Source organism: Photorhabdus kleinii (assembly GCF_025384885.1).
Lineage (GTDB): Bacteria > Pseudomonadota > Gammaproteobacteria > Enterobacterales > Enterobacteriaceae > Photorhabdus > Photorhabdus kayaii.
In genome coordinates this window covers 40,132-57,486 of record NZ_JAJAFY010000001.1, presented here as the reverse complement: position 1 = coordinate 57,486, position 17,355 = coordinate 40,132, and the positions used below count along the sequence as shown (strand labels likewise).

Below are 17,355 nucleotides of genomic sequence, written 5' to 3'. Positions count from 1 at the left end.
GAATTCACTATGTGTGGAATTGGTGGTGTTTTTAATACAGAAAATAGGCTTATTGATGATATTGAGAATAAGCTACAGACGATAATGTCAAAAATAGCACATCGTGGCGATCCATCTCGATTTAATGAGAAGATTGTCAGAAATAACTTTTCAATCGCAACCAATAGGCTTGCTATTGTCGAACGCGATTCAGCCTATCAACCCATATCAAATCAGGAACATGATCTTCATCTTGTTCTGAATGGTCAAATTTATAATTACAAATCTCTTCGAAATGAATTAATTAAACAAGGTTATCAATTTAAAAATGGTGGCGATGCAGAAGTTGCTCTAATTGCCTACATTTGCTATGGCAAGTCATTTATTAAAAAATTAGATGGCATGTTTAGTTTTATTCTATTTGATAATAAGAATAATAAATTCTTATTAGGCAGAGATCACGTCGGTATAAAACCTCTCTATTACACCCAAAAAGAGGGTAACTGGTATGTAGCATCAGAAATAAAATCATTGATCGAGTTTAACTCAGAAATTAAACCTGTTGAACCCGGTTCAATTTTCGACGGATTTACTAGTGAGAAATATATTAGCTACGACACAACTATCCCAGCAAGCAGCGATAACTTCGAACAGGCAAAAGAAAAAGTCTATTCACTGTTAGATAATGCCGTCAGAAAGCGAGTTGACACAGACCTACCTGTGTCAATTATGTTTAGCGGCGGCATAGACAGTACCATCGTACTTTATCTTGCAAAAAAATATCACCACGATATTACGGCGATTTCATTTGGATTACCGGGTTCAAAAGACATTGAAATTGCCCAAAGATATTGTTCTGAGAATAATATAAAGCATATTATATATACATTTACTCAGGAAGAATTAATCAATAATATACAAGATGCTATCTATTATGGTGAATTTTTCGAACAAATCGATGCGATTGATTCAACTATTGCTCACTTTGGCTATTATATTGCTAACCGCCTTGGCTTTAAAATTGCTTTATGTGGAGAAGGTAGTGATGAAATTTTTGCTGGTTACGATTTATTTAAAACATACCCCGACCCCCATCACCTCTCCCTATATCGATTAAATAATCTTTATAGGACTGATTTACAAAGAGTTGATCGGGCAAGCATGAGAAATACTGTTGAAGCAAGAGTTCCCTTTATGGATTCAGCACTAGTGCCTTATGTTTTAAGCTTGGATTTTTCTTACAAACTCAATAATGGGATAGAAAAACATATTTTACGCGAAGCATTCAGAGGAAAAATACCCGAATATATCATTGACAGACCAAAAATAAGAATGCCAGATGGCAGTGGTGTAAAAAATACTATCGTTGATTACGTTAAAGATATTAAATGCAATCTACCGAGAAGCATGGTTGACAACCTTAATTCTATCGGGTTAACCCATCAAAGTTCATTATATTTCGCTGAAAAATATCTCTCTTTGGGTTATCCACTACCGAAAGAGCGTTTCAAAGAATCTGGCAAAGATTTTTCAGAATCGGGTTACTTTAATTTCATATCATAATTTAACCATTATATTGATTGCTGCATTGTTTATTCTGTTAATAATGCAGCTATTTGGAAATAAAAAATAGAATTTTTTATTTTCATCACTTGGCATCAAATTGAAACTCAATATCCTTTTTTAAAAAATCATAATCAATAATTTCAACTCTCTTATTCTTTGATACAATTATTCCTTTTTCATTTAAACTCTTAATAGCTCTATTTAATTGCCTGACTGAAACACCTAAAACAGATGCTAAATCTTCCCTTTTCTCTAATACCAACACAGTTCCATTTCTTTTCGAATGATAGTAAAGAAATCGCTTTAACTTATCCTCAACAGTTAAAAACATTCCCATTCGAAACAAAGAAGACTCAAAAAGCTTATTACTGAGTTGTTTACAAACAAATTGAAGAAATACAGCATCTGTTAATCCAAATATTCTTACCGTCTCTAACGGAATTGATAGCAGTACTGATCGCTCCTGAGCAAAGACAGTATTAATTATGTTATCGCCTTGGGAATGAAAAAGTTCTAAATCTCCAATAAGAAAAAGAGGAGTAGCAAAGGCAAAAACAGAAAATTTTCCATTAATATTATAAAACTCAACCTTTAGTTTACCCTCAACTAAAATATAGAGATGAGTAAAAATTGATGACTGATGTGTAAGATAGCTATTTTTCTTCACTTCAACCACATCTAACTTTGTCATAAACTCTGCTGGAAAAATGCTATCTAGATGATATTTATCAATATAATATTTCAATTTATTCTCTTTATCCCGATACATATCTAATACAGATTTAATATAATTTTTCCAATTATATAAAAAGATAAATAGAATGCAATTTTTCACTACGACAATTTCATTATTTCCTTTTCCAATCGACTTTTCAATTCATTACTAGAAAATGAAGCCTGTAATGCATTCAAATTTGTTTCAATAAAATCACTATATTGCCAACCAAAGTATCGATTAATCTTCAAATATTCTTCACACAAGGTGATATTTGCCACTGTCCGGGCATCCGTATTAATCCCAATATTGACACCAATCTCTTTTAAAAAATTAACTGGATGGTTTTCATAGATATCATAAATATCGCAAATAATATTACACGTCGGGCATATTTCTAAATGTATATTTCTCTCTATAAGGAGATCAATAACATCTCGATCTTCAACACTTCTGACACCATGACCTATACGAGAAATATTTAATTTATTGATAGTCTCGCACACACTTTCAGCCCCTTTCGCTTCTCCTGCATGCGCAATAACATTTCCACCATTTTCTAACACTATTCTAAACGCATTCAAATGCGCATTAAGTGGATATCTTGCCTCATCGGCAGCAAGATCGAGAGCAACAACACCGTAATTAGAATATTCATTGACAAGATATGCGGTTTTCAAACTTTGATCTTCTGAAAAATGCCGCAATGTACATAATATTAAACCTGCTGCTATACCATATTTGACTGAAGAATTTTTCATTGCCTCCAAAACAATTTCTACAATATCGCGCTCATTTAATCCTAAGCGAAGATGAAGTAAAGGTGCAAATCTAATTTCAGCATAAACTACATTATCGCTTTTTAATTGTATGAAAAGATCTTCTACAGCATCAGCGATTACGTCCATTTTTTGTAGTAAATCCAGTGAAGGAATGATTTTATTTAAAAAATCACCTAAATCATGACATTTTTCAGGGGCAATATATTTTTCACAAAATGACTTATGGGTAATATCAGGAATAAGCTTTTTAACGAAATGATAACTCAACCCACAATCAAGATGCGTATGTAATTCTACCTTTCTCAGTAAATCAGGATTAAAATTCATCTTTTATTCGCCTATATGACTAAAATTACGATAATAATGTAAATAGTTTATTCTTAAATACCTTACCCTTGATTTTAGTCACCACACTCATATTATGAGGATGATTGAGAAGATCGGTTGAATCAATCACTAAATGCCCATATGAACGTGCGCTTTGATATTCAACATAACCATACACCTCTAATTTATCCTCAATCACTTCATTCGGATATAAAGCAATAGCCATTGTTATAGGATCAGGCAGATCAAATCCTTTTCTATTCGTTCTTCCCGCATTGAATTCAATCAATGTTCTATTACAGCTCACTGCAAACTGACCAAGATCACCTAAAGAATTTAATTTATCCATATCGAATTCATTAATAAAAGCCTCCTCCATACCTAACTCCCATCCACAAAACATAAGAGGCAATCCAGAATTCAATACTATATGTGCTGCTTCAGCATCAGAATAGATATTGAATTCAGCTAATGGCGTAATATTACCTGGCTTCAATCCAGAACCTCCCATAATATAAATCACTTTAACAAATTTATATAAATCCGGCTCTTTTAAGACAGCCATTGCTATATTTGTTAATGGCCCCAAAGCGATTATCTCTATCTCACCAGGAAATTTTTTCACGATATCAACAATTGCATCTACTGCATGTTTATCTTCTACTATTAACGAAGACTCGGGTAAATTCATATTACCCATACCATCTTTTCCATGAATATGATATGAAGCATAGTGCTCTCTAAATAATGGTTTACTCATCCCTTCATATACCGGAGGAATATATGTTCCTACTTTTTCAATACTAACCAATGCATTTTTCCTGCACTGAGTAACAGCACAATTACCTGAAACAATAGTAATACCTTCAATAAAAACTGAGGGTTCACGGAGCGCCATCAGTAATGCAACTGCATCATCGGAAGCCGTATCTGTATCAATAATGAAATGTCTCATAGCCTATTTCCCTTTATCATATTCCTTACATTAGTCTATAAGTTACGCTAAAAAAAAGTCACATGACCTTTTTCCAGAATTAAAAAACAATGTGCACAGAGATAGATAACCAATATGTGCCCTATTTCACAATGTACCGTCAATAAACAATTCGCAGAAATATGTGCTAAATAGCCCCAGTCACATAATTTGCTATGCTCCCGGGGATTCACTCCCTTGCCGTCGCGATGCATCTTGAAATCCATTGGGTATAACAGAGGCAGCATCATTTGCATAATTTCTGGAGCCGGCTCGAAAAAACTGACAAAAAACGCCTTAATTTGCCTTAAAAAGCGCTTCCTTGACATATTTTCCACATTTTCTCCATTTTTTAGCCTATCCTCACTGTCTAAACTAATAGCATGTGATTAAACCGATATTTCAGTCGGACATAATCAAGCAATACCTTGGCCTTGCGTTTGAGAGAATGTCGAAGAAATGAATCAAAATAATAAACACCGTACCCTCCTTTTCCGTGCAGCACTGGCCGCTATTGCCATTGCTGCCGCTATATTTTTCTGGTACCAACTTAAAACCCCTCAACAATCTAGCCCATCTGATCAATCCTCTGGTTTAAGACATTCCCCTTTACCCCCTGTACAGGTTGCCACAGCAAAAGAGCAGGCAGTCCCTCGCTTTCTGGCCGGGCTTGGCACCATTCAGGCAGCCAATACTGCCACGGTAACCAGCCGGGTTGAAGGTCAGCTTATCGCTTTGCACTTTCAGGAAGGACAACAAATTAAACAAGGGGATTTACTGGCAGAAATTGATCCACGCCCTTTTCAGGTTCAACTAGCACAAGCCAAAGGCCAGCTTGCTAAAGATGAAGCAATATTGGCGAATGCCCGTCAGGATCTCAATCGCTACCAAAAATTGGCAAACACTCACCTGATTTCCCAACAAGAAATGGATAATCAACGTGCACTTGTCCGCCAACACGAAGCCAGTCTGAAAGTTGATCAAGCAGCAATTGATAGCGCAAAACTTCAACTCACTTACAGCCGTATTACCGCTCCCATTTCCGGTAAAGTGGGCTTGAAGCAGATCGATGTAGGAAATTTTATTTCCAGTGGTAACAGCTCTCCTATCGTGGTTATTACCCAAACCGATCCAGTAGATGTGCTATTTTCACTCCCTGAAAACGATATCAATGCTGTTTTACAAGCTCAGAAAACGAATCATAACGTCGCTGTTAGTGCCTGGGATCGCAATAACCAGCAACAACTTGCCGAAGGAAAACTGTTGAGCATTGATAATCAAATTGATGCCGCTACCGGCACAATTAAGCTGAAAGCCCGTTTTTCCAATCAAGATAGCATCTTATTCCCAAATCAGTTTGTTAATGTCCGTATTAAAGTCGATACACTGGAAAACGCAGTGGTGATCCCAAATGCTGCCCTGCAAATGGGTAATGAAGGGAATTTTGTCTGGATGTTAGGTAAAGAGAATAAAGTCAGCAAACATCTGGTCACGGTCAAATTGCAGGATACAAAACGCGTTGTTATCAGTACCGGCTTAGCAGCAGGTGATAAAGTGGTCACTGATGGTATCGATCGCCTGACAGATGGCGCTAAGGTGGATATTGTCACACCGATGGCAAATATGCCTCAACCACAAAAACACGATAAAACGGAGAATTCCTGATGCAGGTAAGCTCCCCAATCCCAGGAGGCGGACCATCACGCCTGTTCATCTTGCGACCTGTTGCCACCACGCTGTTTATGGCAGCAATCCTACTGGCAGGTATTATCGGCTATCGCATGTTGCCCGTGTCTGCATTACCAGAAGTGGACTATCCCACCATTCAGGTGGTCACACTCTACCCCGGTGCAAGCCCCGATGTGATGACTTCGGCAGTCACCGCACCACTGGAGCGCCAACTCGGACAGATGTCTGGCCTTAAACAGATGGCATCTCAAAGTTCCGGCGGGGCTTCCGTTATCACATTACAATTCCAGCTAACTTTGCCGTTAGATGTCGCCGAACAGGAAGTGCAGGCGGCTATCAATGCAGCCAGTAATTTATTGCCGAATGACCTGCCTTATCCCCCTATCTACAGCAAAGTTAATCCCGCTGATCCACCGATTCTAATGCTAGCAGTCACCTCCGATGCAATGCCGATGACACAGATTCAGGATATGGTGGAAACCCGTATTGCACAGAAAATTTCACAGGTCAACGGTGTAGGATTGGTGACACTCGCCGGCGGCCAGCGACCAGCCGTCAGAGTGAAGCTAAACGCCCAAGCGGTCGCTGCACAGGGATTGGATAGCGAAACGATCCGCACCGCTATCAACAATGCTAACGTTAACTCCGCCAAAGGTAGCCTTGATGGCCCGACTCGCTCTGTCACGCTTTCGGCCAACGATCAGATGAAGTCAGTAAATGATTACCGCAACTTGATCATTGCCTATAAAAACGGCTCACCGGTACGGTTACAAGATGTCGCAACCATTGAACAAGGCGCTGAAAACACCAAACTAGGTGCATGGTCAAATAACAAACAAGCCATTGTGATTAATGTTCAGCGCCAGCCAGGCGCCAATGTGATTGAAACTACGGATAACATTCGTCAGATGTTGCCGGAACTTATCAGCAGCTTGCCAAAGTTCGTCGATATGAAAATCCTGACCGACCGCACGACAACCATTCGTGCCTCAGTGAAAGATGTTCAGTTTGAGCTGTTACTGGCAATTGCACTGGTTGTTATGGTGATTTATCTGTTTTTACGTAACGGTATCGCAACACTTATCCCCAGTATCGCCGTTCCTCTTTCACTGATCGGTACATTCGCAGTGATGTATTTCTGCGGTTTCTCCGTCAATAATCTGACGCTAATGGCGCTCACCATTGCCACCGGTTTTGTCGTAGACGATGCCATTGTGGTCATTGAAAATATCTCCCGTTATATAGAACAAGGCGAGAAACCGATGACAGCAGCATTAAAAGGTGCGGGTGAAATCGGTTTTACCATTATCTCCCTGACTTTCTCTTTGATTGCGGTACTGATCCCGCTGCTTTTTATGGGCGATATCGTTGGCCGCCTGTTTCGTGAGTTTGCAATTACCTTGGCCGTGGCAATTCTGATTTCAGCTATTGTCTCACTGACATTAACCCCCATGATGTGCGCTCGAATATTGAAACCGGAATCACAGACAAAACACAATCGTTTTGAACAAGCCAGTGAACGCTTTTTTAAACAAATGATTGCCGGTTATGCTGTATGGCTAAAAAGAGCACTGAACCATCCGTGGATCACCTTTAGCATCGCCCTAAGCACATTGGTGCTAACTGCTCTGCTCTATCTGATGATTCCAAAAGGATTTTTTCCATCACAGGATAATGGGCTGATTCAGGGAACACTGGAAGCGCCGCAATCCATTTCCTTTGCTGCAATGGTGAATAAACAACAGCAGGTTTCATCCTTATTACTGCAAGACCCGGCAGTAGAAAATGTCACCACTTTTGTAGGCGTTGATGGCAGTAACCCAACATTGAATAACGGGCGACTGCAAATCACACTAAAACCACTCAATCAGCGTGATGACAGAATCGTTGACATTATTCCGCGTTTGCAGGAAAAAGTTGCCGCTATACCCGGCATAAAGCTCTATCTGCAACCGATGCAGGATTTGACAATTGACACTCAGGTTACCCGTACCCAATACCAATTCACTTTGCAGGCAACCTCTCTGGATGAACTGAGTATCTGGGTGCCAAAATTGCTGGCTGAACTAAAGCAGAGAGCAGAGCTAGTTGATATCAGCAGTGACTGGCAAGATCAGGGGCTGATCGCCTACGTTAAAGTAGACCGAGACATTGCCAGCCGATTGGGCATCTCAATGGCCGCTATAGATAACGCACTCTATAACGCGTTCGGCCAGCGGCTGATTTCAACCATTTATACGCAGGCTAATCAGTATCGGATCATCTTGGAACATGATGTGACATCGACTCCAGGGCTGGCAGCATTTGATAACATCCGCCTTAACGGAACTGACGGCCATGTCGTACCTCTCAGAACTATTGCAACTATTGAACAAAGATTTGGCCCACTGGCAATCAATCATCTGGCTCAATTTCCCTCAGCAACATTTTCTTTCAACGTTGCCGAGGATGCTTCTCTCGAACAGGCGGTCAATGCTGTTCGTGATGCCGCACAATTGATCAAAATGCCCAAAGACATTTCCACACAATTCCAGGGAACAACACTGGCATTTGAAAGTGCGCTGGGCAATACATTGTGGCTAATCGCGGCGGCCATTATCGCCATGTATATCGTGCTAGGCATACTGTATGAAAGCTTCATCCATCCGGTGACAATCCTCTCCACATTACCGACAGCGGGAGTGGGTGCACTATTAGCGCTGATGATGGCAGGTCATGAACTGGATGTCATTGCGATCATCGGCATTATCTTGTTGATAGGTATTGTGAAGAAAAACGCCATCATGATGATCGATTTTGCGCTGTCAGCGGAGCGTGAACAGGGATTATCGCCTTACGAAGCCATTTATCAAGCGTGCTTATTGCGCTTCCGTCCGATTCTGATGACCACAATGGCCGCATTACTTGGAGCACTCCCCTTGATGCTTAGCACCGGTGTAGGCGCTGAATTACGTCGTCCTCTGGGTATCTGTATGGTAGGTGGATTGATTATGAGCCAGATCCTGACACTGTTTACTACGCCAGTGATCTATTTACTGTTTGACCGTCTGGCCCACTATCGCCGCAATCGCCAGCTCTCAGTTTCAAACACCTCATCTATTGATCATCAGGAGCCGCGGTGAAATTTTTTGCCTTATTTATCCAACGCCCTGTTGCCACCACGCTATTGAGTTTAGCCATAACCCTATGTGGGGTATTGGGATTTACCCTGTTGCCGGTTTCTCCTTTACCACAAGTGGATTTTCCGGTGATCTCCGTTTACGCCTCATTACCGGGCGCCTCGCCGGAAACAATGGCCTCATCGGTTGCGACTCCACTGGAGCACGCCTTAGGACGAATTGCCGGAGTCAATGAAATGACGTCCAGTAGCTCCCTTGGCAATACCAATATCACGCTTGAATTTGATCTCAATCGTGATATTAACAGTGCAGCACGGGATGTACAGGCAGCGCTGAATGCCGCTCAAAGTCTGTTGCCTTCCGGTATGCCGAGCAGGCCGCATTATTACAAAGTCAACCCGTCTGATGCCCCAATCATGATCCTCACATTGACTTCCGATACCTATAATCAGGGGCAGCTTTATGATTTTGCGTCTACACAACTGGCTCAGAAAATCGCCCAAGTTGAAGGTGTCAGTGAAGTCTCTGTTGGCGGAAGTTCATTACCCGCAGTCAGAGTTGAATTGAATCCTGGCGCCCTGTTTCATCAGGGGGTTTCGCTGGATGCGGTACGCAAAGCTATCAGCAATGCCAATGTTCGCCGCCCACAAGGATATGTGGATTCCGATCAGCAACACTGGCAAATTCAAACGAATGATGAGTTAAAAACAGCCGAAAACTATCGCCCGATCATCGTTCACTACAACAACAATTCACCAGTGCGATTGCAGGATGTAGCAAATGTAAAAGATTCTGTTCAGAATGTCAGAGCAGCCGGAATGTCTGGCGGTAAACCAGCTATTTTGTTGATCATTCGCCGTGAGGCTGGCGCGAATATTATCGCCACAGTAAACCGTATCCGTGAACAATTACCTGCATTACGTGAATCTATTCCTGCCAGTATTCAACTTAAAGTTGCTCAAGACCGCACACCAACTATTCGTGCTTCAATAGTGGAAGTAGAACGAGCATTGGTGATTGCTATCGGGCTGGTCATTCTGGTGGTATTCCTGTTCTTGCGTTCTGGTCGCGCAACATTGATCCCTGCCATTGCGGTACCTGTTTCACTCATTGGCACATTTACCGCTATGTATCTGTGCGGTTTCAGTTTGAACAATCTTTCCTTAATGGCGCTAACGGTTGCCACAGGATTTGTGGTAGATGATGCGATTGTGGTACTGGAGAATATTTCCCGCCACCTTGAAGCAGGCATAAAACCTATGCAAGCGGCCCTACAGGGTGTCCGGGAAGTGGGTTTTACGGTCCTCTCGATGAGTATTTCGCTGGTAGCAGTCTTTATCCCCCTTCTGCTCATGGATGGATTGGTTGGTCGGCTGTTCCGTGAATTTGCCATTACCCTAACCACATCAATCAGCATCTCACTATTAGTTTCTCTAACACTAACGCCAATGATGTGCGCTCATTTACTAAAATCTCAGCGCCCCAAAGCACAGAAGAAAATACGAGGATTCGGTAAAGTTCTACTGAAAATTCAGCAAATTTACGGACGCTCCCTGATGTGGGTTCTTAATCATAGCCGTTGGGTATTGTTAATTTTGGCTGGCATCATTGCCCTAAATGTTTGGCTCTATATCAATATCCCTAAAACTTTCTTCCCAGAGCAGGATACCGGTCGGTTGCTAGGGTTTGTTCGGGCAGATCAAAGTATCTCTTTCCAATCTATGCGTGAAAAAATGAAAAATTTCATGCAGACAATCAATGCAGATCCTACGGTAGACAGCGTTATCGGTTTTACCGGTGGTGGACGGGTAAATAATGGCTTTATGTTTATCTCTCTGAAACCATTGAAAGAGCGTTCAGAAAGCGCTGAACAGGTTATTTCACGCCTGAGAATTAAACTTGCTAATGAGCCGGGAGCAAATCTATTTCTCATTCCGGTACAGGATATCAGGGCTGGCGGCCGCCAGGCTAATGCCAGCTATCAATTCACATTGCTGGCAGATGATTTGAATGATCTTCGCAAATGGGAGCCTGTTATACGTAAAGCATTAGGGCAATTGCCACAACTGGTCGACGTGAATTCAGATAAGGAGGATAAAGGAGCTGAAATGGCAATAATCTATGACCGCGATACCATGTCTCGTCTGGGCATTAATGTCAGTGAAGCCAATAATTTGCTAAATAATGCTTTTGGTCAGCGACAAATATCCACTATTTATCAACCACTTAATCAGTACAAGGTGGTGATGGAAGTTGCACCAGAATATACACAGGATGTCAGCGCACTGGAAAAAATGTTTGTGATTAACAATCAAGGAAAAGCCATTCCGCTCTCCTATTTTGCTCACTGGCAACCGGCTAACGCGCCACTCAGTGTAAATCATCAGGGGCTTTCTGCTGCTTCAACCATTGCTTTCAATATATCCGAAGGCTATACCCTCTCTGATGCTATCAATGCGATTGAAAGAACCATAACCGAACTTGGCGTACCTTCAACGGTTCGTGGCACTTTTGCAGGCACCGCCCAGATTTTCCAGGAAACCCTGAAATCACAATTATTCTTGATTCTGGCTGCCATTATTACCGTCTATCTGGTGCTAGGGATCCTGTATGAAAGTTATATCCATCCATTGACTATTCTCTCTACCCTGCCTTCCGCCGGTATTGGTGCCCTGCTGGCATTGGAACTGTTTGACACACCATTCAGCCTGATAGCATTAATAGGCATCATGTTATTGATTGGTATCGTGAAAAAGAACGCCATTATTATGGTGGACTTTGCTATTGAAGCTCAACGTAACGATAATATTCACGCCCGTGATGCGATATTCCAAGCCAGCCTGTTACGTTTCCGTCCGATTCTGATGACCACACTGGCCGCCTTGTTTGGTGCCCTGCCACTGGTTTTGAGTAGTGGCGACGGTACGGAATTACGCCAACCCTTAGGAATAACCATTGTGGGTGGTTTGGTTATGAGCCAGCTTTTAACACTGTATACCACACCGGTTGTCTATCTCTGTTTTGATCGACTAAGGGAAAAATGGCAACAACGGCGTACCACCAGGCAAATTATGGAGCAATCATGAAACTTAGCATCAGTGGTAAACTGTTTATGGCCATTTTCGCCACTTGCATGCTAGTACTCATCACCATGCACTGGGGCGTAAGAAGCAGCTTCCAGTATGGTTTTATTGGTTATATAAAACAAAATATCCAGTTACGTACTGCCATGTTAGCCGAAGCACTGGCCGAACAATATCAACAATATGGCAGCTGGAAATTCTTAAAAAGGAATGACCGGGTAATTTTTCAAATCATCCGCTCCATTGAGCAAACCAGTGAAAGCCATCAAGGTCCACCACCTCGCGGTTGGCGAACTCAATTTTGGGTGGTGGACAGTGACATGAAACCGCTGGTCGGTCACGAAGGTAAAATCCCGTCAGAGACTTATCGCAAACCGATCATCTATCATCATCAAGTCGTTGGCTGGGTCATTGTTAGCACATCAGATAAAATTACCCGTCAAGCGGATATCAGTTTTGATCGCCAACAACAACTGACAAGCTGGATAATTGCCGGTTTATCTACCTTGCTAGCAATGATAGCCACGCTATTATTATCCCGCGGTATGTTAAAACCCGTTAAACGTTTGGTTGAAGGGACGCATAAACTGGCAGCCGGTGATTTCAGTGCCCGAGTCACACCATCAAGTAAAGATGAAATTGGTCAGCTTGCCCACAATTTTAACCAGCTCGCCAGTACCCTGGAAAAAAACGAGCAGATGCGTCGCGATTATATGGCGGATATTTCTCATGAACTGCGCACTCCTCTTTCTATATTGCGTGGTGAATTAGAAGCGTTACAGGATGGTGTTCACAAACCAACGCCAGAAACACTCAATTCGTTATTGGCTGAAATTACCACATTGACCAAACTGGTTGATGATCTACACCAGCTATCTCTATCCGATCGCGGGGCGCTGGCATACCGGAAAGAATTTATCAACATCAGTGAGTTAATTCAGGTTGCTATCGCATCTTATCATGGACGTTTCCTTGATAAACAAATCCAAGTGGATGTTAAACTTCCTGAAATTATTATGGTGTTTGCTGACCCAAGCAGATTGACTCAGCTATTTCATAATTTACTGGAAAATAGTCTTCGCTATACCGCTGATAATGGAAAATTGATCATTAAAGGTTGTTCTGACGATAACCACTTCATTCTGAATTGGGAGGACAGCAAGCCCGGCTTGTCACCAGAGCAATGCCAACAGGTTTTTGAACGATTCTACCGCAGTGAATCCTCACGAAACCGTGCCAGTGGTGGATCAGGACTTGGGTTAGCCATTTGCAATAACATCGTTGAAGCACATAACGGTACGATCCATGCCGAACCCTCACCTTTAGGCGGCCTGAGAATTATCGTAGAATTGCCGCTAACTGAATCCCTCGACGACGAAACGTTATGAGTACAAAATTTGGGCATTATACTGTTTTGATTGTTGAAGATGAGCCAAAGCTTGGGCAATTGCTGGTTGATTACTTGCGGGCGGCTGATTACGAAACCCAATGGCTACTGCGAGGTGATGAAGCGGTCTCCCATGTACAGCAACACAATCCAGATATTATTTTGCTGGATTTAATGCTTCCAGGTTGTGATGGCATCTCTATTTGTCGGGAAATTCGCCGCTTCTCTGACGTACCGATTATTATGGTCACCGCCAAGACGGAAGAAATTGACCGTTTACTTGGATTGGAAATCGGGGCAGATGATTATATTTGTAAACCTTACAGCCCGCGTGAAATTGTCGCGCGAGTTAAAACAATTCTTCGTCGCTGTTACCGACCGCAAGATATTGTCAAGCAAAGCGATCTACAAATTGACGAAGCCTGTTTCCAAGCACGTTACCGCGATAAAATATTGGATTTGACCCCAGTTGAATTCCGGTTATTAAAAACGATGGCAAGTCGCCCTGGGCAAGTATTTTCCCGCGATAAGCTATTGAATAATCTATATGACGATCACCGAATCGTGACAGACCGTACCATTGATAGCCACATTAAAAATTTACGCCGTAAACTGGAACAATTGGATAACAGTAAAACATTCATTCGTTCTATTTATGGACTTGGTTACCGATGGGAAGCGGATATATGCCGTTTGTTATAACTGTCACACTTTAACTGAATTAAATTTCTTTCAACCTTTCACCGGTCAGAAATTCAGCTATATTAAAAATACTTACCTTTAATTGGAGGAATTTCTTATGGCTGTAGGTCATTATGATCTTAAGAGAACAAAAAACAAGCAGTATTACTTCAATTTAAAAGCATCGAACGGTGAAGTTATCCTTACCAGTGAAATGTATACTACCAAGGCAGCAGCGAATAAAGGAATTCGTTCTGTCCAAGCAAATTCACCGGCAGAAAAAAACTTCGAAATCAGAGAAAACAAATCTGGCAAGTCCTATTTCGTGCTGAAAGCGAGAAACTACCAAGTTATCGGCATCAGCGAGTCTTACGATAACGAAGTGGCAGTCAAAAAAGGCATTCAATCTGCAATTAAACATGGCTCTAGCGTCAATGTTCGAGATCTGACAAAGTCAGAATAATATTTTTTCATGATAAACCGCACCTTATCAGTTGAAAACTATCGTCAATTGATAAGGCGCTCTTCATCGATCAACAGAACAGAACGTTTCGTGCTAATAAATTTGTATCCCCAACAAATTAAGCGTTAGAATCCCCGGCCTTATCCTTACTTTTTATAGTGAAAACTCATCTCAACTCAAACCGAGAATTTTTTAACCATGTTTACTCCAGAATTACTTTCCCCTGCCGGTTCACTGAAAAATATGCGCTATGCTTTTGCCTATGGCGCAGATGCCGTATATGCTGGTCAACCACGTTACAGCCTGCGTGTTCGCAATAATGAATTTAATCACGAAAATCTGGCACTCGGCATTAAAGAAGCTCATGAACTTGGTAAGCGTTTTTACGTTGTGGTCAATATTGCTCCTCACAATGCCAAATTGAAAACTTTTATCCGTGATCTAAAGCCTGTCATTGATATGGGACCTGATGCCCTCATTATGTCTGATCCCGGACTGATTATGATGGTTCGTGAAGCTTTTCCTGAAATGGAAATTCATCTTTCCGTTCAAGCTAACGCGGTTAACTGGGCGACAGTAAAATTCTGGCAACAAATGGGACTAACACGGGTCATTCTTTCCCGTGAACTTTCACTGGATGAAATTAACGAGATTCGCCAGCAGGTTCCCGATATGGAACTGGAAGTTTTCGTACATGGCGCGTTGTGTATGGCTTATTCCGGTCGTTGCCTATTATCCGGCTATATTAATAAACGAGATCCCAATCAGGGAACCTGCACTAATGCCTGCCGTTGGGAATATCATGTCCAAGAAGGCAAAGAAGATGATATCGGTAATATTGTGCATATGCATGAACCGATACCGACAAAAAGTATCGAGCCAACATTGGGAAAAGGCACTCCAACAGATAAAGTATTTACGTTCGAAGAAGCAAAACGCCCTGGTGAATATATGTCAGCTTTCGAAGATGAACATGGTACTTACATCATGAATTCCAAAGACTTACGTGCAGTTGAACATGTTGAGCGATTAACTAAAATGGGCGTTCACTCTCTGAAAATCGAAGGACGAACAAAATCCTTCTATTACTGCGCTCGCACAGCACAAGTTTACCGCCGAGCCATTGATGATGCCGTTGCAGGGAAACCTTTTGATCCAACGCTGCTAACAACGTTAGAAGGACTTGCTCATCGCGGCTATACCGAAGGATTTTTGCGCCGTCATACCCATGATGCCTATCAGACTTATGAATACGGTTACTCGATATCCGATACCCAACAATTTGTTGGTGAATTTACAGGTGAGCGAGTCAACGGATTGGCTGAAGTTGCTGTCAAGAATAAATTCATGATCGGAGACCGTCTCGAATTAATGACACCATCAGGCAATATCCAGTTTACACTGGAAGCAATGCAGGATAAAAAAGGCCAACCAATGGAAGTTGCGCCTGGGGATGGGTATATTGCCTATTTACCAATTCCTAAACAAATTGATATTAATTACGCCTTATTAATACGTAATCTAAATGGTATTAATTCTCAATATCCTCAAACGAACCGAGACTCAGACAAATAATCATCAATATCCCCTCTTCACGATGATATATTTCTTTTTTTAGAAACAGATCACATCAATACTATTTTATTTACCGTAGTATTGTTGGTGAAAAATAAAAAATTAAAAAAGTTTTACAGTAAGACTAGGAACCACCTCCTTGGCCGGCTCAATCTCCCTTGAGCTGGCCTTTTCTTTTTCGCTCCGGGAAATAAAATCAACAAGTTACAGAATTCATTCACACGATTAATTAAATAGATAAATTTAACTATTAAATCAATGAATGTTTATATTCATGTGTTTCTGATACCCTGAATATTAATAAGAAAATATTTCTACTTATTGAAATATCACACTATCTAAAGAAATGTAATTAAAATTTTCCACTGTTTAATAATTCAGGAAACCCATCATATTTAGACCAAATATTATACAATTTGATAGAATTAATCAGGTAAAGATTATGAAAACAGATAATTACAATTTACTTATTGTTAAAACTATTAGTTCAACATTTATCTGACTATATCGACTTAATAACCCAAAAAAACGGCTTTTGTTTCATATACCCACAATATAAATAAGGGTAAAATAGCCAAATCACCCCAAAGCTGATAAACGACAGCGCAGTACCTGTTACCCCCTCATAGAAATGAAGTTTAATCCCGCAATAGGAGCTGCTTAGTAAACCAAAAGACAATAGAAACGCATTTTTACACCGGATCAGCGTGAAAAATATCATCTAACAATAACATCAAGAAAAATCAGCTTAGCAAATAACAGTAATAAACAGTCAACTTTCATCTATCAAACTCAGCTTACATCAACAGGTCCAATGACTTTATAAAAAATCGTTTGCAAACAAGTTACTAAAGAGAAAACGTAATAATAAATTACTTTTGGTAAATGGAAGAAAACCAAAATATCACCATTCGCAATAGAAACATGAGAAATTTTTCGTCCGTGAAAAAATCAAACTATATTGATGTATTTCTCAATCAGCTAATTGATTGATGAATACAATCAAAACTAAAAAT

At 41.0% G+C, this 17,355-nt stretch carries 11 protein-coding genes; 8 read left to right on the top strand and 3 right to left on the bottom strand.

Features of this window, described 5'->3' with window-relative positions:
- Window positions 1–9 precede the first annotated feature (9 nt).
- Complete coding sequence (locus LG003_RS00235) at window positions 10–1,542, top strand: asparagine synthetase B family protein (RefSeq protein WP_112877735.1); 1,533 nt, start codon at window positions 10–12, stop codon at window positions 1,540–1,542.
- Window positions 1,543–1,627: 85 nt separating this feature from the next.
- Here LG003_RS00235 and LG003_RS00230 read toward each other — a convergent pair whose 3' ends face one another.
- The 3 genes from LG003_RS00230 to LG003_RS00220 form a co-directional block, all read right to left on the bottom strand.
- Window positions 1,628–2,236 carry a Crp/Fnr family transcriptional regulator gene (locus tag LG003_RS00230; protein WP_262979924.1) on the bottom strand — a complete coding sequence of 203 codons (609 nt, stop codon included), beginning with the start codon at window positions 2,234–2,236 and terminating at the stop codon, window positions 1,628–1,630.
- A 143-nt stretch (window positions 2,237–2,379) separates the two neighbouring features.
- Complete coding sequence (gene add, locus LG003_RS00225; protein WP_262979923.1) at window positions 2,380–3,369, bottom strand: adenosine deaminase; 990 nt, start codon at window positions 3,367–3,369, stop codon at window positions 2,380–2,382.
- A 25-nt stretch (window positions 3,370–3,394) separates the two neighbouring features.
- Window positions 3,395–4,324 (bottom strand): nucleoside hydrolase, encoded by a 930-nt coding sequence (locus LG003_RS00220; protein ID WP_262979922.1) that lies wholly within the window; start codon window positions 4,322–4,324, stop codon window positions 3,395–3,397.
- Window positions 4,325–4,801: 477 nt separating this feature from the next.
- Between LG003_RS00220 and LG003_RS00215 the strand changes: the two genes are divergently transcribed.
- The 7 genes from LG003_RS00215 to trhP all read left to right on the top strand — a co-directional run bounded on the left by LG003_RS00215 (window position 4,802) and on the right by trhP (window position 16,339).
- A complete protein-coding gene (locus LG003_RS00215; RefSeq protein WP_112877739.1) occupies window positions 4,802–6,007 on the top strand; it encodes an MdtA/MuxA family multidrug efflux RND transporter periplasmic adaptor subunit in 1,206 nt (401 codons plus the stop codon).
- A complete protein-coding gene (locus LG003_RS00210; protein ID WP_262979921.1) occupies window positions 6,007–9,153 on the top strand; it encodes an MdtB/MuxB family multidrug efflux RND transporter permease subunit in 3,147 nt (1,048 codons plus the stop codon). Before LG003_RS00215 ends, LG003_RS00210 begins: the two co-directional genes overlap by 1 nt.
- A complete protein-coding gene (mdtC, locus tag LG003_RS00205; RefSeq protein ID WP_262979920.1) occupies window positions 9,150–12,236 on the top strand; it encodes a multidrug efflux RND transporter permease subunit MdtC in 3,087 nt (1,028 codons plus the stop codon). The genes LG003_RS00210 and mdtC overlap by 4 nt, the downstream gene beginning before the upstream one ends.
- Window positions 12,233–13,621, top strand: coding sequence for an envelope stress sensor histidine kinase BaeS (gene baeS / locus LG003_RS00200; protein WP_112877742.1), 1,389 nt, complete (start codon window positions 12,233–12,235; stop codon window positions 13,619–13,621). Before mdtC ends, baeS begins: the two co-directional genes overlap by 4 nt.
- Window positions 13,618–14,322, top strand: coding sequence for an envelope stress response regulator BaeR (baeR, locus tag LG003_RS00195; RefSeq protein WP_262979919.1), 705 nt, complete (start codon window positions 13,618–13,620; stop codon window positions 14,320–14,322). The genes baeS and baeR overlap by 4 nt, the downstream gene beginning before the upstream one ends.
- 97 nt (window positions 14,323–14,419) lie before the next feature.
- Window positions 14,420–14,764: a YegP family protein gene (locus LG003_RS00190; RefSeq protein ID WP_011146999.1), complete on the top strand. Its 345-nt coding sequence runs from the start codon at window positions 14,420–14,422 to the stop codon at window positions 14,762–14,764.
- A 198-nt stretch (window positions 14,765–14,962) separates the two neighbouring features.
- Complete coding sequence (trhP, locus tag LG003_RS00185) at window positions 14,963–16,339, top strand: prephenate-dependent tRNA uridine(34) hydroxylase TrhP (RefSeq protein ID WP_262977844.1); 1,377 nt, start codon at window positions 14,963–14,965, stop codon at window positions 16,337–16,339.
- Window positions 16,340–17,355: the final 1,016 nt, after the last annotated feature.

Coding starts and splice junctions, on each gene's coding strand:
- baeS (WP_112877742.1), top strand. CDS start 12,233: ATGAAACTTAGCATCAGTGGTAAACTGTTTATGGCCATTTTCGCCACT.
- LG003_RS00210 (WP_262979921.1), top strand. CDS start 6,007: ATGCAGGTAAGCTCCCCAATCCCAGGAGGCGGACCATCACGCCTGTTC.
- trhP (WP_262977844.1), top strand. CDS start 14,963: ATGTTTACTCCAGAATTACTTTCCCCTGCCGGTTCACTGAAAAATATG.
- LG003_RS00215 (WP_112877739.1), top strand. CDS start 4,802: ATGAATCAAAATAATAAACACCGTACCCTCCTTTTCCGTGCAGCACTG.
- LG003_RS00230 (WP_262979924.1), bottom strand. CDS start 2,236: ATGACAAAGTTAGATGTGGTTGAAGTGAAGAAAAATAGCTATCTTACA.
- LG003_RS00220 (WP_262979922.1), bottom strand. CDS start 4,324: ATGAGACATTTCATTATTGATACAGATACGGCTTCCGATGATGCAGTT.
- LG003_RS00235 (WP_112877735.1), top strand. CDS start 10: ATGTGTGGAATTGGTGGTGTTTTTAATACAGAAAATAGGCTTATTGAT.
- add (WP_262979923.1), bottom strand. CDS start 3,369: ATGAATTTTAATCCTGATTTACTGAGAAAGGTAGAATTACATACGCAT.
- baeR (WP_262979919.1), top strand. CDS start 13,618: ATGAGTACAAAATTTGGGCATTATACTGTTTTGATTGTTGAAGATGAG.
- LG003_RS00190 (WP_011146999.1), top strand. CDS start 14,420: ATGGCTGTAGGTCATTATGATCTTAAGAGAACAAAAAACAAGCAGTAT.